A 22,240-nucleotide genomic window follows, 5' to 3' on the forward strand; every position below is an offset into this window, starting at 1 on the left:
GGATCAAATGTTCGTGCTAGAACGAATGCGGTAGGGTGCGTTAGGGGCCTCAATTAACTCACAGACCATCCATAGCACCGCAGCCTAACAATCACAATAGACTATAGCTTGCCCAGTCCATTGGGCCGCCTGGGGATTGGGATCAGGAAAATACTTTGCCGCCTTCGCGAGCGCCTTCGTAAGAGCCCGCATCCGAATCAATTCTTCAGGAGGTAATGGTTCCCCCGGTTTCACAACAAATCCGAGCTTAATATCACCGTGTCCATCGAAGATGTGTCGGCTATCTACCACGTCGGCACCCGCCTCTCGAATACTCCCAGCGCTCAACGCAGCAAGCCCACGATATATTTTTCCCTTCGCAGTGTCCTCTAAGGCGAGCGCACGTTCCCTACATGCATCACTACCCATGTAGTCGTGCCGCATCACCGAAACCTCGTCGGTATCTGGCGTCGGGTCAAAAGCCTCCGGTTTTACCTTACCCTTGCTTGATACGTGATAAGGCGAACACATGCCACGGACGATAGTTTCTGAGTCATCGATTTCAAGCGGCAGATCCATAGATCAATTCTGGATTTATTTTTATATCAGAAATTGTATATCCAGCGGCATCAAACGGCAGCCGGATCTGAAGTAGTGGAATCAGGTGCTCCGCTGAAATCTCGACGGCCGCGCCCTGGAAGAGCGCAGGCTCGAAGTTCCCGATCTTGAGATACCCCGAGAACGTTGTATTCCCTATCTCAATGTACGCCTCTGCATCCTCCAAGTCCCACGACAAACCAATCGTTCCCCCTGACTTCGGTGATATATCCGGCACAGGCAAATTTGCTACCGAGAACCGAGCACAAGCAAGCCGAGCCGCACCGATAGCCTCGCTACCGATTCCGAGACCTCCATATCCATCCCAGCCATCTTCCAACGACTCTAACCGGTCAATTTCCTCCACGCATTGCTCCCAAGCCTCCGAGAGACTCGCTTGCGCGTCAGACAGGTAACCACGAGCCGCGTAACCCCGCGTCGAGGTCTCATATCGCACGTCATCCACGCTTGGAATACCGAACGACTGGAGATACCCTGGCAATTCATAGGTGCTCATTCAGTATCCTTTGTGGGAGCTAGCAAATCGACTATGGGCTTTGTCGATTGTACGAACACGTCATGGATCACTTCGCGAGCAGCATCGAACTCAGCCATAACAGCATCCACTGTCGGATCAACCGGTTCCTTCGATGCGACGACGTTATCCATGAGGACAGCGCTCTGACCGTTCAACACCGCATCCCCTACGTTCATATTCATCACGCGATTGCCAGAGATAGGCACGCTTAACAACAACATGGGCTTTATCGCCCGGGATTTGTCGACCCGTGCTTGCAGCGACTCCGGAAGCGAAAAACGAATACCAAGTGTTTCCATGAACTCCATAGCGCTTTGACCACGAGTCAAATTGCTGTGAAAGGCGTTCAAATATCTAAGCGACACAGTGACAAATGGCAGCTTGGTGGCATCCTCCGAGCGGCTCTTAAGAAGTGCCTCCACTCCAAGCTTAACAATCGGCCGAAACGATTCCCATGTCTTGTACGGCGGCGTGATGTTCGCCGAAAAAATCCCTACGCCGAGGCTAAACAGGCTTGTCCCCTCGGAAGCATCGGCACGACGAAAGCGGTGCGACGGTTGAAACGGAATGTAAGACACACCGAGCGGAAGAAGTCGCTCCGTTAGCACATACCCCGCCCCCGCGATGTTGCGACCGAACTGATCCACAAAGGTATCTAACTCTGTGTTGAGATTCGCATGAGCTGTGGCAAACGGTGGGCTTGCAATCGCAGACAACGGGACAACCGCCGGAGCTCCCCACCGCAGCTCCGCAACTAGCTCGATAAGTGGCGCGTTCTCGAATTTCATTTTTCTATGTCATCCCAACATGCACTCACGAACGCCACGCTCGCGCAACGGAGAGTTAGGTTCGCCTAATAGCGACGATATTAGCTGACTTTTGTGAACCATAGGGGAAAGCACCCGGCAACGGCCCCAATACGACGAGGCATGTCGATCAATTGATTCACTTCGCAACGTTAATTTTGAAATTTATGATTCATTTTTCATAGATAAAGAAATTTAACGCCCACTTTTATGATGTTAAAGCAACAAACACCCTACCCACCGGCACCGAGCGTTCCTCAGTTAAATGGCGCGCCGGTCGAAACAAGCCGAACGCCACGGAAATAGTTCTACTAGCGGAAATGGCAGAACTGCCCGTGTTCGAGACGCTTGCGGAAGTGGAGCGCGAACTGAACGCAGAACAGCGCTCGGTATGGGACCGCGCATTAGGAAACCTGCATGCAGCCGGTGTAACCGCAACGGTCGTACTAGGAGTGGGAGCAGTAACAGTAGCGGGCACCGCACCTCAAAAGGCACAAGCCGCAGAGAAAGAAAAGAATCAGTTGGTGCGCCCGGCTGGGATCGAACCAGCAACCCCTGCCTTCGGAGGGCAGTACTCTATCCATTGAGCTACGGGCGCATTAACGCGAAAGCGCCGCAACCTGCGAGGAAGACGAGGAAGCAGCGCCAGCGAGACCGAGAGAATACCCGGTTTCCCGCTACCCGTCCACCGCACAGCCTTGACAGACAAGCCTCGGCCGGACCAAAAGCAGGCAAACCAAAGCAAAGGGACCCATCACTCCGGGTAAACGACTGCTGAACAAGTCAGCAAGCCCGCTCGCCCTCACTTAAACCTTCCGTCTATAATCGGCGTGGCGATAAATTAACAACAGGTCGTAGCTGTCACGCTGTACCGCTCACAATACCGATGGGAGACGAGACAAGCATGAGCGAAGCACCACACGAAGCCCCGATCAAAACCCCCGCGCAGCTCATTGCCGCCATCATTGCCGGTTTTGCTGTCCCCGTAATTATCATCATCCTGCTCGCGTACTACGTTAACAACTCGACGCGCACCGGCGCAGGCACCGATAGCCTCACCGATGCCGCCGTAGGCGAGCGCATCGCGCCAATCGCTCAGGTCGCCATTCGCGACGCCAATGCGCCGCGCGTCTACAAAACCGGTCAGCAGGTCTATCAGGCCGTCTGTTCGGCATGCCATGCGGCCGGTGTAGCCGGCGCGCCGAAGTTCTCCAACACCGGCGACTGGGCCCCGCGCATCGCGCAAGGCTTCGCTACGCTCTGGCATACCGCGCTAACCGGTACCGGTGCGATGCCCGCGCGCGGCGGCACGAGCCCCGACGACTACAGCGATTACGAAATCGGTCTCGCCGTCGCCTACATGGCCGACAACTCGGGCGGCAAGTTCGGCGATCCGCCAGTGCCGGCGGCGGCTGGTGCGGCGGCGGCATCCGGTGCTGCAGCTGCATCGGGAGCCGCACCTGCTTCTGACGCCGCGGCAGCATCCGGCGTAGCAGCCGCTTCTGGCGCAGCACCTGCATCAGGCGCGGCTGCCGGCGGCTAACAGGTAACGGGTAACGGGTAACAGCAGCGAGGCGGCAGCGACCGCCGCCATTGCCGCAGTCAGTCGGGTACCTGGTCAGCGCCGCGAAGCAACATCATCCCTGCACGTGCAACCGCACGCCGCAGGGATTTTTCATTTCGGAGTCGATGCAACCGGCATCGTTACCGGCTGGCTAAAGGATTCGACAAAGCCCAGCGCCGGCACCTCGCGTGCAATCGAAAGAATGCGTTCTCTCAACTCCTCGGGCCGCAACCACGGGTAGCTCAACCCATCCTGCAACGTCGCGAGCGCTACGCCATCCGGGTCCGCCACGACATCCATCCGCGCAATATGAATGTGAAGGCGCGTCGCCCGCACACCAGCCGCATCGCGCGCAAACATCCAGTGATAAACGCCGTGCCCAACCCGCAACGACCCAGTCGCGGGTTCGCGCATCACCACGAGCCACGGCAGCGCATCGACATGCGCACCGGTTGCGTCCCCGGTCCCGCTCACATGAAGCGAGTCGCATACGTAGTACGTCCGGCATCGCGCATATTGCGCACCAAAATCGCTGACGAGCGTCTTCGCAATCGCGGGCGCGCCCACGGTGCGAGCCGGAAAAGCGATGTTTTCGGTGGCGAGGGAGAACGTGAGCACGGCATCGGCCGCAAAAATCTCGTCGATGCGCTCGGGCCGCGTGTTGTCCTTCGCGTCTATATAGGTTTCGAGCGCAACGCGGTACGGCGTGGGAGGCAGCGACAAACGCATGGAATTCTCGGCTGAACAGGCCGTGCCACTCTACCGCGCATAATCGCCGCGACGGTCGATGAGCCTCGTGCGGTAAGGGTCTTCCCATCTCACCCCACACACAAAGCCCAACACACTCAAGGCTTCTGCAACAACGCCTTCAAACTCGCCAACCGATCCTTCGGCGACATAGGCGCCTCATCGGCGGTAGGCGGCGGCGCGTCATCAAGCTCCATCTCCGGAATAAACCGCGACGGCTCGCACACCACCGTCTCCCGCGCGCGCTTGCGCTTCTTGCACCAGTTCAGATGCAAACTGCGTTGCGCCCGCGTAATCGCGACATACATCAGCCGCCGTTCTTCTTCGATACGCGCATCGTCGATCGGCGCATCGTCGGACCCACCGCGATGCGGCATGATCCCTTCCTCGACGCCGACCAGAAACACATGCGGATACTCGAGCCCCTTAGACGCATGCACCGTAGATAGCCGCACCGCATCGGGATCTTCCTCTTTCCCTTCGAGCATCGACATCAGCGCAACCGTCTGGATCAACCCCAGCAGGTTCTTGCCGGTATCCGCAAGACCATCCGCGTTGTCATAACCGGTTTCTTCGCTGTCGCCATCCGCGGAAATCTCCGGCTCGGGCTTCGTGCCCTTACGCTTTAACCACTCGATAAACTCGAGCACGTTCTGCCACTTCGACTGCGCCTGGCGCTCATCGAACGTGTCGTACAGGTACGCCTCGTAGTGAATCGCCTCCATCATGTCGTCGAGCAGCGTCGTCGCGGCATCCTTGTCCGCGCGGTCGGTAAGTCGTTGCATGAAATCGCAGAACGCGCGCAACGGTTCGACCTGGCGCGCCGACAAGCGCGCCTCGATGCCGCCCATATAAACCGCCTCGAACAACGACACCTTCGCCTGCCCCGCAAACGAACCGAGCGCTTCGAGCGTCGTATTGCCGACACCACGCCGCGGCGTAGTGATCGCGCGGATGAAAGCAGGATCGTCGTCGGCATTCGCGATCAAGCGCAGATACGCGCAGATATCCTTGATCTCGGCCTTGTCGAAAAACGACTGGCCACCCGAGAGCACATACGGAATCCGCTCGCGCCGCAGCACCTGTTCAAAGATCCGCGCCTGAAAATTCCCGCGATACAGGATCGCGTAATCGCGAAACTGCGCACGCCGTTCGAACTTGTGCGCGGACAGCCTGAACACCACCGATTCCGCTTCATGTTCTTCATCGTTGCAAGGCGTCACCGAAATCGTGTCGCCCATCCCGTGCTCGGACCACAACTTCTTCTCGAACAGCTTCGGATTATTCGCAATGACGTTATTGGCCGCTGTCAGAATGCGCACCGTCGACCGATAGTTCTGTTCAAGCTTCACCAGATGCAGCTTCGGAAAATCCTTGCCAAGCTGCGCGAGATTTTCGAGCGTGGCGCCACGCCATCCGTAGATCGCCTGGTCGTCGTCGCCCACCGCGGTGAACGCAGCACGCGGGCCAGCCAGTTGCTTGAGCAGTTCGTACTGGCACGCGTTGGTGTCCTGGTACTCGTCGATCAGCAGGTAGCGCAGTTTGTTCTGCCAGCGGTCGCGCACCTGCTCGTTGCGCGCGAACAGCTCAGCGGGCAAACGGATCAGATCGTCGAAATCGACGGCCTGGTACGCGTGCAGCGTCGCCACGTAGTTGCGATAAACAATTGCGGCCTGCTGTTCGTCTTCATTCGCGGCGATCGCCATCGCCTCGTCGGGCATGATGAGGCCGTTCTTCCACAGCGAGATGATCGACTGGATCTTGCGGATCAGGCCTTTATCCGTCGTACCGATCTGTTCCTGCACCATGCCGAAGCAGTCGTCGGAATCCATGATCGAGAACCCCGGTTTCAGGCCCACATGCTCGGCTTCCTGACGCAGGATCTGCACACCGAGCGAGTGGAATGTACACACGGTGAGCTGATTGACGGGAACCTTGCGGCCTTCCTTGCCCGGCGTCGTGAGCGTCTTGCCTTCGAGCAGTTTGCCGACGCGCTCGCGCATTTCCGCCGCGGCCTTGTTCGTGAACGTGACGGCGGCGATGTGGCGCGGCTCGAAGCCTTTGGCTTCGATCAGATGCGCGATCTTCTGCGTGATAACGCGCGTCTTGCCGCTGCCGGCACCGGCTAGCACAAGACACGGACCATCGAGATAGCGCACCGCTTCGTTTTGAGCGGGGTTTAGACCTGCGGACATCGTCAGTGGATGGGGTGTAACGGTTGAGGGCGCAAGGACCCTTGAGACATGCGGCGCAACGGCTTACCTACGCGGATCCCCGTTGCGCGAGACCGGCGATGTTAACACGGATGAACGACATCTCATGTATCGCGCAACGGCCTGAAGCGACACCACGCTGTATGCCACCCAGCCGTAACGTCACACCCCGCGCACGATCTGCGCGCCGGCCATGCCAGAATGTCGCCGTTGCGCGCCCTTTCAGCTTTTACCGCAGGAAATGCTCCCATGACTTCACCGCTCAAAACCGGCCTGATGGGTTACGGTTTCGCCGGCCAGACTTTTCACGCGCCGGTCATCGCCCACTGCGGACGCGCGAGCGTCGCGGCCATCGCCACCGGTCAGCCCGAACGCGCGCAGGCCGACTTTCCGGATGCGAAGATCGTCCGCGACCTCGATGCGCTCGTCGCACTCGACGACATCGAATGCATCGTCATCGCGACGCCGAACGACACGCACTACGATCTCGCGAAACGTGCACTCGAAGGCGGCAAGCATGTAGTCGTCGACAAACCCGTCACGCTAACCGCCGACGAAGCCCGCGCGCTCGCCGATCTCGCCCACACGAAGGGCCTGTTGTTCGCGCCGTTTCACAACCGTCGTTGGGACGGCGACTTTCTCACCGTGCGTGCATTGCTTGCAAGTGGGCAACTCGGTCGCGTCACGCATTTCGAATCGCACTTCGACCGCTTCCGTCCATTCGTGCGGCAGCGCTGGCGCGAAGATGCGACACGCGGCGGCGGCCTGCTGTTCGACCTCGGCCCGCATCTGATCGACCAGGCGCTGGCGTTGTTCGGCGCGCCATCCACGGTGTACGCAACCGTCGCGCTGCATCGCGACGCAGGCAGCGCCCCTGACTACGTACATCTGCAACTCGGCTATCCGAACCTCGAAGTCGTCCTGCACGCGAGCGCGCTGACGGCGCTCGCGCCGCCGCGCTTCGCGATCCACGGTACGCGCGGCAGTTATGTGAAGCACGGCCTCGATACGCAGGAAGACCAGTTGAAGGCGGGCCTGCGTCCCGGCCAGCCGGGCTTCGGTGGCGGCAACACGCCGGGCCGGCTGCGCGTGCTGGAAGGCGACGACGAAGTAGAGCGCGATCTGCCGACACTCGACGGCGCTTATGCAGACTTCTATCGCGCGGTCGCGGCATCGATTCGCGAAGGCACACCGTTCCCGGTCAGCCCGCAAGACGCCGTCGATGTGATGACGATCATCGAACTCGCCGCTCGCAGCGCGGAAGAAGGCCGCCGACTGCCGTTCACTCGCCACGCGTGAACACCGCAAACCTGACAAACCGAAAGAAACCCACCACCGCACAAACGGTTACAAATAAACGACCCGGCACGTCATCGCGCGTTACCGGCCGGTCGTTCTTGTGCGGTAACGTTTCGGACCGGCGACAATCCCGGACACAACAACAAGGCAACAAGGAGAAAGGTATGCAACGCTTCATTCGCGCACTGGCAGGCGTCGCGCTGGTTTCGTCGCTGGCGGCCTGTGTGGTCGCGCCGCCGGAGACCGTGCACACGGGTCCGACTCCGCGAGAAGTTGCGATTCAGCGTTTCGATCAGGTCAACGGCCGCATCGACAACCTGGGCCGTCGCATCGATAACCGCGTGAACCAGGGCTACTATCCGCCGCCGCAAGGGGCAGCGCTGCATCACCGTCTCGACGTGATCCGCCAGGAATCGCGCGACATGGCCGCGCAGCATGGCGTCGGTCTGTCCAGCGACGAACAGCGCGTGCTGAATCAGGAACTCGACGGCGCCGCGCACGCTATCGACCAGTAAGCGCCTGCTTTCCAAAGACGGCCCGCACGGCATCACGCTGCGCGGGCCGTCCGCATTTTTGCGCCCGCTAAATCGCTTCAATCCACCCATATTTTTGACCCACAGCACCGTGCCGGGCAGCGCCGCGCACGCCCCCGCGCGGCTCCCAATCGTCCATTTGACAAGCCTCCGGGGCTCGCGTACATTCGCCGCACGCGTCGGGAGAGCGCGCTGGCCATCGCAGTTTCAAGCAGGCCGCGCCGCCGAAGGGGCACACCCACAAACTCTCAGGCAAAAGGACCGACCGCGTCGAAATCCGTCTGTCGCCGTGCATCATCTGGCACCGGTTTTCGCACTCTGGAGAGCGGCAGTAGCCACCATTCTGGCAAGCTGCCCACCGAAGGGGCGCGCGTTTCGCCACGACACCGTTGCACAGTCGTGGTGGCGCAATCTCTCAGGTATCGAGGACAGAGGGGTCATGCACCGTATCGCTCGCAGGCAGCAGGCCGCGAGGATTGCGCCGCATGGCCTTTTTTGTTTGCGAAATGCCCGAGGCCCCGATGACCGAACCCAAACACACCCCGCTCCACGCCACGCATTGCGCGCTTAAAGCACGCATGGTCGACTTTGGCGGCTGGGACATGCCTGTCAACTACGGTTCGCAGATCGACGAACACCGCGCGGTGCGCACCGATGCCGGCATGTTCGACGTCTCGCACATGTGCGTCGTCGATGTGACCGGCGCCAAGGCGCGCGCCTTCTTCGAGCACGCGCTCGCCAACAACGTCGGCAAGCTGCAAACGCCGGGCCGCGCGCTCTACTCGTGCATGCTGAACCCGAACGGCGGCGTGATCGACGATCTGATCGTCTATTACTTCGCCGACGACACCTTCCGCGTCGTAGTCAACGCCGGTACCGCCGAAAAAGACCTCGCGTGGTTCAACCAGCTCAATACGACCGGCGGCTATGGCCTGACCATCACGCCGCGCCGCGACCTCGCAATCGTCGCAGTGCAAGGCCCGAACGCGCGCAACAAGGTCTGGCAAGTCGCACCATCCACCCGCACCGCCACCGAACTCCTGAAGCCGTTCAACGCCGCGAAGATCGACAACACGCCGTTCGGCGAGTTGATGGTCGCGCGCACCGGCTACACCGGCGAAGACGGCTTCGAAATCGTGCTGCCGGCCAGCTTCGTCTGTGAGTTCTGGGATGCGCTGCAACGCCAGGGCGTGAGCCCGTGCGGCCTCGGCGCACGCGACACGCTGCGCCTCGAAGCAGGCATGAATCTGTACGGTCAGGACATGGACGACGACGTCTCGCCGCTCGACGCCGGTCTCGCATGGACAGTCGACCTCACGCAGCCGCGCGACTTCGTCGGTCGTGCGCCGCTCGAGGCGAACGGCTCGCGCAGCACGTTCGTCGGGCTGATCCTGCAGAAGGAAAACGGCAAGGCGGGCGGCGTGCTGCGCGCGCATCAAAAGGTTGTCACGCCGCACGGCGACGGCGAGATCACGAGCGGCACGTTTTCGCCGACGATGCAGGAATCGATCGCCTTCGCGCGCGTCCCGACTGCCGTTGCCATCGGCGACACGGTGCAGGTGCAGATCCGCGACAAGAATTTTCCCGCGCGCGTGGTAAAACTGCCGTTCGTGCGCAACGGCAAAGTGCTGGCTGTCTGACCGCCCGCCCCGCGGCGCCCGACCCTTACCTAACGCATTCACACCAGGAGCATCCGATGAGCAACGTCCCGGCCGATCTGAAATACACCGAAGAACACGAATGGATCCGCACCGAAGCGGACGGCACGCTGACGGTCGGCATCACCGACCACGCGCAAAGCACGCTCGGCGACATCGTCTTCCTCGAACTGCCCGCAGTCGGCAAGCAGGTGAAGGAAGGCGACGCGATCGGCGTCGTCGAATCGGTGAAGGCTGCATCCGACGTCTATTCGCCGGTATCGGGCGAGATCGTCGCGATCAACGCAGAAGCCGCCGACTCCCCTGAAGACGTCAACGGCGACCCGTACGGCGTATGGCTCTTCAAGATCAAGCTCGCGGCCGGCGCATCGACCGACAAGCTGATCGACGCCGCCGCCTACAGCAAGCTGATCGATTAACTTTTACTTACGAACCGCGCGGCGCGCGCCGGCCCAGTCGCCTGAGCCGCGCCCCGCGCCCGCAGGACTGCCATGAAGCTCGAACATCCGGATCGTCTGATGAACCGCACCCCTCTCTCGCTCGCCGCGCTCGAAGTGCACGACGCATTCGCCGAACGGCACATCGGCCCGGATGGCGCCGATCAGCAGGCCATGCTCGACGCGCTCGGTTTCGCGTCGCGTGCCGCCTTGATCGACGCGGTGATTCCGCAAGCAATCCGCCGCACTGAAACGCTGCCGCTCGGCCCGTTCGCCCAGCCGAAGAGCGAAGCGGAAGCGCTCGCCGCACTGCGCGAGCTGGCGGATCAGAACCAGGTGTTCCGCTCCTATATCGGCCAGGGCTATTACAACGCGCACACGCCGGCGGTGATCCTGCGCAATGTGCTCGAAAACCCGGCGTGGTACACCGCGTACACGCCGTATCAACCCGAAATCTCGCAAGGCCGGCTCGAAGCGCTGCTGAATTTCCAGCAGATGATCGTCGACCTGACGGGTCTCGCCATCTCCAACGCCTCGCTGCTCGACGAAGCCACGGCCGCCGCCGAAGCGATGACGCTGCTGCAACGCACGGGCAAGCCGCAATCGAACGTGTTCTACGTCGCTGACGACGTACTGCCGCAGACCATCGAAGTCGTGAAGACGCGCGCGAAGCCGGTCGGCATCGAGGTGAAGGTCGGCCCCGCCGCCGAAGCCGCGCACGCAAATGCTTTCGGTGTGCTGCTGCAATACCCGGGCGTGAACGGCGATGTGCACGACTACCGCGCGCTCGCCGAAGCGATCCACGCAGCGGGCGGCCACGTGGTCGCCGCCGCCGATCTGCTCGCGCTGACCGTGCTGACGCCGCCCGGCGAATGGGGCGCGGACGTCGCGGTCGGCAACTCGCAACGTTTTGGTGTGCCGGTCGGCTTCGGCGGTCCGCATGCTGCGTACCTCGCGGTGCGCGACGAATTCAAGCGGCAGATGCCGGGGCGCCTGGTCGGCGTAACCGTCGATGCGCAAGGCAAGCCCGCGCTGCGTCTCGCACTGCAAACGCGCGAACAACATATCCGCCGCGAAAAAGCGACCTCGAATGTCTGCACGGCGCAGGCGCTGCTCGCGATCATGGCGAGCATGTACGCGGTCTATCACGGCCCGCACGGCCTGAAGACAATCGCGCTACGCGTGAACCGCATCGCGGCGCTGCTCGCAGCCGGCGCGAAACAGCTTGGCTACGCGGCCGTCAATACGACTTTCTTCGACACGCTCACATTCGACACCGGCGCCCGCACCCAGGCGCTGCTCGATGCGGCCGTGGCAAAGCGCATCAACCTGCGCCGCGTGAGCGATACGCGCGTCGGCCTGTCGATCGACGAAACCACCACGCGCGGCGATCTCGCCGATCTGCTGACGGTGTTCGCGCAAGCCGCGGGTTCGGCAGATGTGCCGCAGATCGACACACTCGACACCGAACTGGCGCAAACCGAAGCTGCGTCGATTCCGTCAGAACTCGCCCGCACGAGCACGTACCTGACGCACCACGTCTTCAACCGCCACCATTCCGAAACCGAAATGCTGCGTTATCTGCGCAGCCTGGCGGACAAGGACCTCGCGCTCGACCGCTCGATGATCCCGCTCGGTTCGTGCACGATGAAGCTCAACGCGACCTCCGAAATGCTGCCGGTCACGTGGCCCGAATTCGGCCAGATCCACCCGTTCGCGCCGGCTGCGCAGACCGTCGGTTATCGCGAGATGATCGATCAGCTCGAACAGATGCTGGTCGCCGCAACCGGCTACGCTGCCGTGTCGCTGCAACCGAATGCCGGTTCGCAAGGCGAGTACGCGGGCCTGCTGATCATCCACGCTTATCACGAGTCGCGCGGCGAAGGTCATCGCAACGTCTGTCTGATCCCCGCTTCCGCGCACGGCACGAACCCGGCATCCGCACAGATGGCCGGCATGCAGGTCGTGGTGGTTGCCTGCGATGCGCAAGGCAACGTCGACATCGACGACCTGAAGGCGAAGGCCGGGCAGCACAAGGACAAGCTCGCCGCGATCATGATCACGTATCCGTCTACGCACGGCGTGTTCGAACAGAACGTCCGCGAGATCTGCGAAATCGTGCATGCGCACGGCGGCCAGGTGTATGTGGACGGCGCGAACATGAACGCGATGGTCGGCCTCACGGCACCGGGACAATTCGGCGGCGACGTGTCGCACCTGAACCTGCACAAGACGTTCTGCATTCCGCACGGCGGTGGCGGCCCGGGCGTCGGTCCGGTCGCAGTCGGCGCGCATCTGGCGAAGTTCCTGCCGAACCAGGTGTCGTCGGGTTATGAGCGCGCGCCGCAAGGCATCGGCGCGGTATCGTCGGCGCCGTACGGCTCCGCCTCGATCCTGCCGATCTCGTGGATGTACATCGCGATGATGGGCGCGAAGAACCTCACCGCAGCGACCGAAACCGCGATCCTCAACGCGAACTACGTCGCGAAGAAGCTCGCGCCGCATTACCCGGTGCTGTACTCGGGCCCGGGCGGACTTGTCGCGCACGAATGCATTCTCGACCTGCGGCCGATCAAGGACACGAGCGGCATCACCGTCGACGACGTCGCCAAGCGCCTGATCGATTACGGCTTCCACGCTCCGACGATGAGCTTCCCGGTGCCGGGCACGCTGATGGTCGAGCCGACCGAATCGGAATCGAAGGAAGAACTCGATCGTTTCGTGGAAGCGATGATCGCGATCCGCAACGAGATTCGCGCTGTCGAGGAAGGTCGCGCGGACCGCGAGGACAATCCGCTAAAGCACGCGCCGCATACCGCGGCAGTCGTGGTCGACGACGGCTGGAAGCATGCGTATGCGCGCGAAGCCGCCGCGTATCCGCTCGCTTCGCTCGTCGCGCGCAAGTACTGGCCGCCGGTTGGTCGCGCCGACAACGCGTACGGCGACCGCAATCTGTTCTGCTCGTGCGTACCGATCGCTGACTACTCGTGACATAAGCAGGCAACAGTCAGGGTGCAACCTCGTTGCACCGTTTTAACGCAGGACCGGCTAACATCACACACCGAATCAGCCTAACGAAGGAGTTTCGCATGGCGAGAATGGTGCGAACGATGCAATGCCGGTCCGTGTCGATGGGTGGTGTGTCAACGGCGGCGGCGACGGATGTGCCCCGCAGGCGGGAAACGAAGACGCCGCTGGCTGCGATGCTGCTCGGCGGAATGCTGCTACTGGGTGTGCAGCATGCGCGCGCCGCGATGAATTTCTGCGCCGCGCCCGCGCTGCAAGCGAGCGAACGCACGAATGCCGATCTGGGCGTCAAGGCGCTGGTCGCAAACGTGCAGGCGCATCTGAACGATCCGGCGCATGCCGTGGCGCGACTGCATACCGAAGGCACGCTGCCGCACGAGGGCATTTACGACCAGAGCGTCGAGGCCGAGAAGGATCTCGATCTGTTGCGCGACGCGGCGCTCGCGTGGCGTGCAACCAGTGACGACCGCTATCTGAAGTTTGTCGACCGGCTGCTGTATGCGTGGGTCACGACCTATCAGCCGAGCTTCAATCCGATCGACGAAACGCATTTCGAAGGATTGATCCTCGCCTACGACATGACCGCGAGCGCATTGCCGGTAAAAACGCGCAATGCAGCGATGGCGTTCCTGACGAAGCTCGCCAACGGCTACATCGAGCAGATCGATGCGCAACCGCGGCCGCTCACCGGTACGTATCGCAACAACTGGCAGAGCCATCGGGTCAAGCTGATCTCGATGGCGGCTTTTACGCTCGATAACCGCAAGATGATCGATGCGGCGCAGCGGCTGTTCATCGAGCATGTGGGCGACAACATTGCACCCGATGGATCGACAGTCGATTTCGCGGAACGCGATGCGCTGCATTACGTGACCTACGATCTGCAACCGCTCGTCACGGCGGCACTCGCCGCGCGCCGTCACAACCGCAACTGGTTGCCGCAACGCGCAGCGAGCGGTGCGTCGCTCGCCGCCGCGCTGAACTGGCTCACGCCCTACGCGCTCGGTACGAAGACGCATGAAGAATTCGTGCATTCGAACGTGCCGTTCGATGCCAAACGTCGCGAGGCCGGTTTGCCCGGCTACGCGGGTCCGTGGGACCCGAAGAGCGCGACAGAACTGTTTCACCTTGCCGCGCGGCTCGATGGGCGTTACGCGCCGATCGCACTGCGGCTAGCACCGACGCCGCCTGCCTGGCTCGCCGTGTGTCTGCCGCTGCCGGCGCGCTAACCCCACTTTTATTCGCAGGAGCAGTAATGGCCGTCAGCGTGTTCGACCTCTTCAAGATCGGCATTGGTCCGTCCAGTTCGCATACGGTCGGGCCGATGCGCGCCGCGCTGATGTTCGTGCAGGGGCTCGAACGCGACGGGCTGCTCGCGGACACGGCTTCCGTGAAAGTCGATCTGTACGGTTCGCTCGGCGCGACCGGTAAAGGCCACGGCACCGACCGCGGCGTGATGCTCGGCCTGCTCGGCGATGCGCCCGACACCGTCAACCCCGACACGATCGTCGAGCGGCTCGAAGCGATTCGCAAGTCGCGCACGCTGTCGCTGCTCGGCAAGCACGACGTGCCGTTCGTGCTGAAAGATCACATCTCGTTCTATCGCCAGGCGCTTGCCGAACATCCGAACGGCCTGACACTGCGCGCCTTCGATGCGCAAGGCGCCGCGCTGCGCGAGTCCACGTATCTGTCGGTGGGTGGCGGTTTCGTCGTCACCGCCGGCGCGCCGAACACGAAAGTGCTGTCGGCTGCCGACCAGCTTCCGTACCCGTTTCGCAGCGGCAATGATCTGCTCGCGATGTGTGCCGAGAGCGGCAAGTCGATTGCGCAGCTGATGTGGGACAACGAGCGTGCGTGGCATACCGAAGAAGAAACGCGCGCCGGCCTGCTGAAAATCTGGGACGTGATGCAGTCGTGCGTCGCGCGCGGCTGCGGCATCGGCAACCCCGATGCCGACGGCACGCTGCCGGGGCCGTTCCAGGTCAAGCGTCGCGCGCCGCAGCTGTATCGCTCGCTGTCGGGTAACCCCGAGCGCGCGCTGCAGGATCCGCTGTCGATGATCGACTGGATCAACCTGTACGCGATCGCGGTGAACGAAGAGAACGCGGCCGGCGGCCGTGTCGTCACCGCGCCGACCAACGGCGCGGCCGGCATCATTCCGGCTGTGCTGCATTACTACATGCGCTTCATGCCCGGGTCGAACGAGCAAGGCGTGATCGACTTCCTGATGACGGCCGCCGCGATCGGCATCCTCTACAAGCTCAATGCGTCGATCTCCGGCGCCGAGGTGGGCTGCCAGGGCGAAGTGGGAGTCGCGTGCTCGATGGCGGCCGCGGCGCTCGCAGCGGTGATGGGCGGCACGCCCTCGCAGGTCGAGAACGCGGCCGAGATCGGCATGGAACACAACCTCGGCCTGACCTGCGATCCTGTCGGCGGGATGGTGCAGATTCCGTGCATCGAACGCAATGCGATGGCGTCCGTGAAAGCGGTCAACGCCGCACGCATGGCGCTGCGCGGCGACGGCAGTCACTACGTATCGCTCGATTCGGTCATCAAGACGATGCGCGAAACCGGCGCCGACATGAAGACCAAGTACAAGGAAACGTCGCGCGGCGGGCTGGCGGTGAATATCGTCGAATGCTGATGCGGCTCGGGCTTCAGGCTTGCTAGCGGTTTTTCAAGCGCGGCTGCTCGCCTGTAGCGCTTCTGTAAGCGTACGGCCCGCTTCGCGGCTACCGCCGGCTCGCCCGGCGGCGCCCGTGACATTCGCGCGCCTCCCGGCGTAAGCTGTCGAAGCCAGATCACTCACCGATTTGTCCGACCACCTCACGAGGATTTTCTGCAATGCCGCTGCCGAACGATTCCGCCTCCGCCACCACCACCGGTGCGCGCCTTGTCGTCGATGCGCTGCTTACGCATGGCGTCGAACGTGTTTTCTGCGTGCCTGGCGAAAGCTTTCTCGCCGTGCTCGATTCGCTGCACGATGAAACGGAGCGCATCGAGACGATCGTCTGCCGGCACGAAGCGGCGGCAGCCAACATGGCGGAAGCGACCGGCAAGCTGACGGGGCGGCCGGGTGTCGCGCTCGTCACGCGCGGACCGGGCGCGACGCACGCATCGATTGGCGTGCATACGGCGTTCCAGGACTCGACACCGATGGTCCTGCTTATCGGCCAGTGCGCACGCGAGCATCTGGACCGCGAGGCGTTCCAGGAAATCGACTATCGGCGGATGTTTGGCCAGATGGCGAAGTGGGTCGCGCAGATCGACGATCCGCGACGGATTCCCGAATACCTGAGCCACGCGTTCCATACCGCGACGTCGGGCCGCCCTGGCCCGGTCGTACTATCGCTGCCCGAAGACGTGCTGAGCGATGCGTGTCCGGTCGTGCCGGGCGCGCCTCGTTACCATCGCGTGGCGGCAGCGCCCGCGCCCGCGCAGATCGAGCGCTTGCGGCAACTGCTCGAAGGCGCGCAACGGCCGATGCTGATCGCCGGCGGCAGCGGCTGGACGCCGGCTGCAAGCGCGGACCTGCAGCGCTTCGTCGAGCAGTGGCAATTGCCGGTCGGACTCGCGTTCCGCTTTCAGGACACGCTCGATAACGAACACCCGAACTACGCCGGCGATGTCGGCCTCGGCATCAACCCCGCGCTCGCCAAACGGATCAGTGATGCTGACTTGCTGCTCGCGTTCGGTCCGCGGCTCGGCGAAGCGACGACCAACGGCTATACGTTGCTCGAGATTCCGAAGACCAAACAGACGCTCGTGCACGTGCATCAGGGCGCCGAAGAACTGGGCCGCGTGTATGCCGCCGATCTGCCGATCGTCTCCGGCATGCCGGAACTGGCTGAACAACTGGCCGCGCTGAAAGCGCCCGCGACGCTACCGTGGGCCGGCACAGCCGAAGAAGCGCACGGCGCGTACCTCGAATGGCGCAAGCCGCGTACGATTCCTGGCGACGTGCAACTCGGCGAAGTGATGCAGCAGTTGCGCGAGCACCTGCCCGTCGATGCAATCGTGACCAACGGCGCAGGCAACTACGCGACGTGGCTGCATCGGCACTTTTCGTATCGGCATTTCCGCTCGCAGCTCGCACCGACGAGTGGCGCGATGGGCTACGGCGTACCGGCCGCGATTGCGGCGAAGTCGCTGTATCGCGACCGGGACGTGGTCGCGCTGGCCGGCGACGGCTGCTTCATGATGGCCGCGCAGGAACTCGCAACCGCGATGCAATACGACCTGCATGTGCTGTTCATCGTCGTGAACAACAGCCACTTCGGCACGATCCGCATGCATCAGGAGCGGCATTATCCGAACCGCGTGCATGGCACGGGGCTCACCAACCCCGATTTCGCGGCGTTCGCGCGCTCGTTCGGCGCGCATGGCGAAACCGTCGAGCGCACCGCCGATTTCCTGCCCGCTTTAGAACGCGCGCGCGCCGCAAAATGCGCTGCGCTGATCGAAATCCGCATGCCGCAGGAAGCGAGTACGCCGGGCGCGACGCTCGAACAAGTTCGCGAGCAAGGGCGCAAGCTGCGGGGCGCTGCCAGCTAGTCTTGGTCTCAGCCTGAATCACTACGGCCGTTCGCGAGCGTACGGCCGGTCTCCCCCTCCCCCCGCGAACAATCGAACAGCGCACCAATTCGCCTTCTGTTCGGCCAATGCGTTGTGTGCAGTTGTAGGCAATATGCGTCAAATCGGGAAATGCCTGCGCAAATCCCACTGTCGCCAAACTTGCCAACTTCGCGTCACCTTCGCCCATGAATGACACCCTCACCGCGGTCGACCTCGGCGCCGAGCTCGAGCAGGCGGTCGCTCATCAACAGTCGGGGCGCTACGGCGAAGCCGAAGCGGCGTATCGGCGGATTCTTGCAGCGCTGCCCGATAACGCCGACGCCAATCATCTGCTCGGTATGGCGATCGCCCAATCGAACCGGCTCGATAGCGCCCAGCCGTATTTCCGCGCCGCGATCGAAGCCGCGCCTGCGGAGCCGCGCTTCTGGACCGGCTACATCGATGCGCTGACGAACGCTGGCTGGACCGAAACCGCGCGTCAGGTCGTGCAGGAAGCGCAGCAACGTGGCGTCGATCCGGTCGCACTCGATCTGCAACCTGCGCAGATTGCGGATGCATCTGAGGAAGAGCTGGCCGCGCTTGTCGCGGAGTTCATGTCGACGCTCGCGGTGCTGCTCGACAAGCGACGCTTTGAAGATGCGGAATCGGTGGCCGGTCAGCTGACCGCGCTGCTGCCCGATTTCGCGCTGGGCTGGCAAGCGCTGGCAACCGCGTTCACGCAACAGGGCAAGCACGCTGCCGCAGTGGAACCGTTGCGTCGTGCAGCAACCCTTCTTCCCGACGACGAAGGCGTGCAGAGCGATCTGGCCGATGCGCTGGCCGCCGCTGAGGCCGAAGCCGCCGCGCCCAGTGCGCCGGTCGCATCGTCCGCACCTGCCATCGCGCCACTCACGTACGCCGACGCCACCGCAACGCACGAAGATAGCCGCTTCTATCGACATCTCGCCGGCGGTCTCGTCGCGAACGTCCCCGTGCTGATTCCGACGTTCAACAACGCAACCTACCTGCGCAACATGATTTCGCAGTTGCAGGCCGCGAGCTTACGCAACCTGGTGATCGTCGACAACGCATCGAGCGCGCCCGAGATGCTGTCGTACCTCGACACGCTTCAGGACGAACACGTTGTGGTCAAGCTCGACCACAACGCAGGACCGCACAGCATCTTTTTATCTGAAGCGAACTACGCGCGGCTACCGGACATTTTCTGCATTACTGACCCGGACCTCGAATTCAACGGCGCACTGCCACGCGAATTCCTCTTCGAACTGATCGAAGCCACCGAACATTTCCGTGTCGGCAAGGCAGGCTTCGCACTCGACATCGCGAATCCGCACACGATGCAGGACGATCGCTTCCGTTACGGCGATCGCGACTACTCGATCTGGGAATGGGAATCGCGCTTCTGGCAGCAGCAGATCGGTGCAACGCTGCGTGGCGATCCGATCTACAACGCGCCGCTCGACACAACGTTCGCCGTCTACAACAAACGCTATTTCAATCGCGAGCGGCATATCTGCGGCATACGCTTCGCAGGCCGCTACACGTGCCGGCATCTGCCCTGGTACAAGGAGTCGGGTTTGAGCGCGGAGGAAGAGGCGTACTACCGTGCGCATCAGAAGTGGTCGACGTATCTGAAGCATCGCGTGTAATGCTGCTTTCTCCCACGACTCCATAGCCATGATTCCGAAATTGCTGCACATCATCTGGGTAGGCGATCCGTCGAAACGCCCGGACAACTGCATCGACACGTGGCGCAAGTTCAACCCCGACCTGCAGATTCGCATCTGGGGCAACGACGACCTGTGCAATCATCGCTGGCCTAACGCTGCGCAGATGCAGGAGATGTGGTCGAAGGAACTGAACGGTGTCGCCGATTTGATGCGCTGGCAGTTTCTCTACTGGTACGGCGGGTTCGCCGTCGATGCCGACAGCATCTGCGTGCGTCCGCTCGATGCCGAGCTGTTCGACTGCGATCTCTTCACGTGCTGGGAAAACGAACTGGCCGCGCCGGGCTTGATGGCCGCCGGTTATGTCGGTGCGCGGCCAGGGCATCCGCTCTTCAAGAAGATGGTCGACGACATTCGCCGGCTGCCGACCGTCTGCAACGATCGCGCGTGGAAAACAGTCGGACCGCTGCGCTTCACGCAGGCCGTACACGAGTTCAAGCCGAACGATCTGACGGTGTTCCCTAGCCACTACTTCATTCCGCGTCATCACAGCGGCCAGACTTATACGGGCAGTGGCCGGGTGTACGCGAAGCAGTTCTGGGGCAGCACGTTCAATAACTACGAAAGCCTTCGTGCACTGGAATTCAATTGAGCACAGCCAATATTCCTCCCGTCCAGCCGGCCCATAGCGTGCTCGAACAGTTGCACGCGCCGTTCTTCGTGCAGAAGGTCGCCGTATCGAGGCAACTCGCGAAGCACGATCGCACGGCTGCGCTAGTCAGCATGTGCACGGGCAAGCGCGTGTTGCACGTAGGCTGCGTCGACTCGCCGATCTTCGATCCGCGCAGCAACCTGCATCTGAGCCTGCTGAACTCGGGCGTCTGCACGGAGTTGATCGGCGTCGACGCGGACGAGAACGGCTTGCACGAACTCGCGCAGCACTGCGATCAACCGCTGTATGCGGACCTCGCGCAGGTGCAGGGCCCCGTCGATATCGTGCTGATCCCCGAAGTGCTCGAACACGTCGGCAATGTCGCGTCGTTTCTCGAACAGATCGATCGGATCGACTTCGGCAACGTCGTGATCACCGTGCCCGATGCCGTGCAGTGCTACCCACGACATTTCGATTTCGTCGATCGCGACGAGACCTTCGTCGAGATCGTGCATCCCGATCATAACTACTGGTTCACGCCGTACACGTTGCTCAACGTGATCCGCAAGTACACGTCGTGGCATGTGAAGGGGATGTTCTTCTTCAACAATATTTCGTTGCTGTTGATCGCATCGAAGGAAGCGCCGGTCGACGCGTCGTAGCATTGCTCGCGCTATAAACAAAAATGCCTTGAGGCCGCGAAGCCTCAAGGCATTTTTTCCATCCAGCGCAACGCGACGTGTGACGTGTCTCGTCGCCGTGCAACCTGCTAGCGCTTACTTACCGCCCACGCTTTCCAGCGTCGTCCACTTGCCGTCGACAACCTTGTACAGCGTGATGCCGCCGTTCTTCAGGTCGCCCTTGGCGTCGTACTGCAGGCTCTTCGACGTGACAGCCGGCATGTCGGTCTTCGCGAGGAACGGCAGGTACTTGGCCGGATCGGTCGAGTTCGCCTTCTTCATCGCGGCGAACATCGCCATCGCGCCGTCGTAGGCGTACGGCGAGTACGTCTGCACGTCTTCACCGAAACGCTTCTTGTACTTCGCGACGTAGTCGTTGCCACCCGGCATTTCTTCCAGCGGCAAACCAGCCAGCGATGCTACCGTACCGTTCGCCGCGTCACCCGCGAGTTGCAGGAAGGTCGGCGTGTGAACCATTTCGCCGCCCATCAGCGGGGCCTTTACGCCCAGTGCCTTCATCTGCTTGGCCATCGGTGCAGCCTGCGAATCGGCGCCGCCGTAATAGATCAGGTCCGGGTTCGCAGCCTTCAGCTTGGTCAGGATCGACTTGAAGTCGACGGCCTTGTCGTTCGTGTATTCACGATCGACAATCGTGCCACCGGCTGCCTTCGCTGCCTTCTCGAACTGGTCGGCCAGACCTTGGCCGTATGCCGTGCGGTCGTCGACAATCGCGATCTTCTTCACGCCGAGCTTCTTCACCGCGAACGTGCCGGCGACCGAACCTTGCTGCGTGTCGGACGTCATCATGCGGAACGTGGTCTTGAAGCCTTGCTGCGTGTACTCAGGCGCCGTCGCCATCGCGATTTCCGGAATGCCCGCGTTCGCATAGATGCGCGAAGCCGGAATCGTCGTGCCCGAGTTGAAGTGGCCGAGCATGCCCTTGATGCCGTCGTCGACGAGCTTCTGTGCCACGGTCGTGCCCGTGCGCGGGTCGGCCTGGTCATCCGCTGAATCCAGCACGAAGCGCACCGGCTTGCCGCCGATCACCGGCTTCGTCGCATTGATGTCTTCGATAGCGAGCGTGATGCCGTTCTGGAAGTCCTTGCCGTAGTGCGCCTGGGCGCCTGTCATCGGACCTGCGAAGCCAACCTTGACGTCCTCTGCCTGCTGCGCGTGTGCGGTCCCTGCCAGCGACATTGCGGCAACCAGTGTTGCGCCTGCCAGCTGTTTCATCGTGTGTTGCATAGCTTCTCCTTGGTTCAGGTGTA

Annotated in this window: 17 protein-coding genes, 1 tRNA gene, 1 pseudogene and 2 riboswitches; of the genes and pseudogenes, 12 read left to right on the plus strand and 7 right to left on the minus strand. The window is 62.1% G+C overall.

All coding sequences use genetic code 11. The annotated features are described in order from the left end of the window. Positions 1–84: 84 nt before the first annotated feature. The 4 genes from FNZ07_RS33025 to FNZ07_RS33040 form a co-directional block, all read right to left on the minus strand. Complete coding sequence (locus FNZ07_RS33025; RefSeq protein WP_091017111.1) at positions 85–558, minus strand: hypothetical protein; 474 nt, start codon at positions 556–558, stop codon at positions 85–87. Beyond that, positions 542–1,093 (minus strand): hypothetical protein, encoded by a 552-nt coding sequence (locus FNZ07_RS33030; protein WP_091017109.1) that lies wholly within the window; start codon positions 1,091–1,093, stop codon positions 542–544. Before FNZ07_RS33030 ends, FNZ07_RS33025 begins: the two co-directional genes overlap by 17 nt. Next, entirely contained in the window at positions 1,090–1,902 is an 813-nt protein-coding gene (locus tag FNZ07_RS33035; RefSeq protein ID WP_091017107.1) for a TIGR04255 family protein, read from the minus strand. Before FNZ07_RS33035 ends, FNZ07_RS33030 begins: the two co-directional genes overlap by 4 nt. A gap of 540 nt (positions 1,903–2,442) precedes the next feature. Further along, positions 2,443–2,518, minus strand: a tRNA-Arg gene (locus tag FNZ07_RS33040). A gap of 306 nt (positions 2,519–2,824) precedes the next feature. On the opposite strand from FNZ07_RS33040, the pseudogene FNZ07_RS33045 reads away from it, so the two are divergent. Beyond that, a pseudogene (locus tag FNZ07_RS33045) lies at positions 2,825–3,451 on the plus strand (c-type cytochrome); the annotation flags it as partial. A 144-nt stretch (positions 3,452–3,595) separates the two neighbouring features. Here the strand turns inward: FNZ07_RS33045 and FNZ07_RS33050 are convergent. Continuing rightward, positions 3,596–4,213: a nuclear transport factor 2 family protein gene (locus FNZ07_RS33050; RefSeq protein ID WP_091017105.1), complete on the minus strand. Its 618-nt coding sequence runs from the start codon at positions 4,211–4,213 to the stop codon at positions 3,596–3,598. Between the two features lie 116 nt (positions 4,214–4,329). Then, positions 4,330–6,426: a UvrD-helicase domain-containing protein gene (locus FNZ07_RS33055; RefSeq protein WP_091017103.1), complete on the minus strand. Its 2,097-nt coding sequence runs from the start codon at positions 6,424–6,426 to the stop codon at positions 4,330–4,332. Positions 6,427–6,693: 267 nt separating this feature from the next. Between FNZ07_RS33055 and FNZ07_RS33060 the strand changes: the two genes are divergently transcribed. From FNZ07_RS33060 to FNZ07_RS34235, 11 genes are all read left to right on the plus strand, one after another. Beyond that, a complete protein-coding gene (locus FNZ07_RS33060; RefSeq protein ID WP_091017101.1) occupies positions 6,694–7,743 on the plus strand; it encodes an oxidoreductase in 1,050 nt (349 codons plus the stop codon). A gap of 164 nt (positions 7,744–7,907) precedes the next feature. Next, positions 7,908–8,258 (plus strand): hypothetical protein, encoded by a 351-nt coding sequence (locus FNZ07_RS33065; RefSeq protein WP_091017099.1) that lies wholly within the window; start codon positions 7,908–7,910, stop codon positions 8,256–8,258. A 188-nt stretch (positions 8,259–8,446) separates the two neighbouring features. Further along, positions 8,447–8,550, plus strand: a riboswitch (glycine riboswitch). A gap of 34 nt (positions 8,551–8,584) precedes the next feature. Beyond that, a riboswitch (glycine riboswitch) is annotated at positions 8,585–8,718 on the plus strand. A 79-nt stretch (positions 8,719–8,797) separates the two neighbouring features. Next, positions 8,798–9,916 (plus strand): glycine cleavage system aminomethyltransferase GcvT, encoded by a 1,119-nt coding sequence (gcvT, locus tag FNZ07_RS33070; protein WP_091017097.1) that lies wholly within the window; start codon positions 8,798–8,800, stop codon positions 9,914–9,916. Between the two features lie 56 nt (positions 9,917–9,972). Further along, positions 9,973–10,353: a glycine cleavage system protein GcvH gene (gene gcvH / locus FNZ07_RS33075; protein WP_091017095.1), complete on the plus strand. Its 381-nt coding sequence runs from the start codon at positions 9,973–9,975 to the stop codon at positions 10,351–10,353. Between the two features lie 72 nt (positions 10,354–10,425). Further along, positions 10,426–13,362: an aminomethyl-transferring glycine dehydrogenase gene (gene gcvP, locus FNZ07_RS33080; RefSeq protein ID WP_091017093.1), complete on the plus strand. Its 2,937-nt coding sequence runs from the start codon at positions 10,426–10,428 to the stop codon at positions 13,360–13,362. Between the two features lie 98 nt (positions 13,363–13,460). Further along, complete coding sequence (locus FNZ07_RS33085) at positions 13,461–14,627, plus strand: alginate lyase family protein (RefSeq protein ID WP_091017091.1); 1,167 nt, start codon at positions 13,461–13,463, stop codon at positions 14,625–14,627. Between the two features lie 26 nt (positions 14,628–14,653). Continuing rightward, complete coding sequence (locus tag FNZ07_RS33090) at positions 14,654–16,042, plus strand: L-serine ammonia-lyase (protein ID WP_091017089.1); 1,389 nt, start codon at positions 14,654–14,656, stop codon at positions 16,040–16,042. A gap of 200 nt (positions 16,043–16,242) precedes the next feature. Beyond that, entirely contained in the window at positions 16,243–17,952 is a 1,710-nt protein-coding gene (locus tag FNZ07_RS33095; protein WP_091017087.1) for a thiamine pyrophosphate-binding protein, read from the plus strand. A 206-nt stretch (positions 17,953–18,158) separates the two neighbouring features. Next, a complete protein-coding gene (locus tag FNZ07_RS33100) occupies positions 18,159–19,622 on the plus strand; it encodes a glycosyltransferase family 2 protein (protein ID WP_091017085.1) in 1,464 nt (487 codons plus the stop codon). A 28-nt stretch (positions 19,623–19,650) separates the two neighbouring features. Then, positions 19,651–20,292: a glycosyltransferase family 32 protein gene (locus FNZ07_RS34230; protein WP_245811672.1), complete on the plus strand. Its 642-nt coding sequence runs from the start codon at positions 19,651–19,653 to the stop codon at positions 20,290–20,292. Further along, positions 20,289–20,954, plus strand: a complete 666-nt coding sequence (locus FNZ07_RS34235; protein WP_245811670.1) for a methyltransferase domain-containing protein — start codon at positions 20,289–20,291, stop codon at positions 20,952–20,954. The genes FNZ07_RS34230 and FNZ07_RS34235 overlap by 4 nt, the downstream gene beginning before the upstream one ends. Positions 20,955–21,068: 114 nt before the next feature. Here FNZ07_RS34235 and FNZ07_RS33110 read toward each other — a convergent pair whose 3' ends face one another. Continuing rightward, positions 21,069–22,217: a branched-chain amino acid ABC transporter substrate-binding protein gene (locus FNZ07_RS33110; protein ID WP_091017082.1), complete on the minus strand. Its 1,149-nt coding sequence runs from the start codon at positions 22,215–22,217 to the stop codon at positions 21,069–21,071. Positions 22,218–22,240 lie beyond the last annotated feature (23 nt).

The organism is Paraburkholderia megapolitana, from assembly GCF_007556815.1.
Classification (GTDB): domain Bacteria; phylum Pseudomonadota; class Gammaproteobacteria; order Burkholderiales; family Burkholderiaceae; genus Paraburkholderia; species Paraburkholderia megapolitana.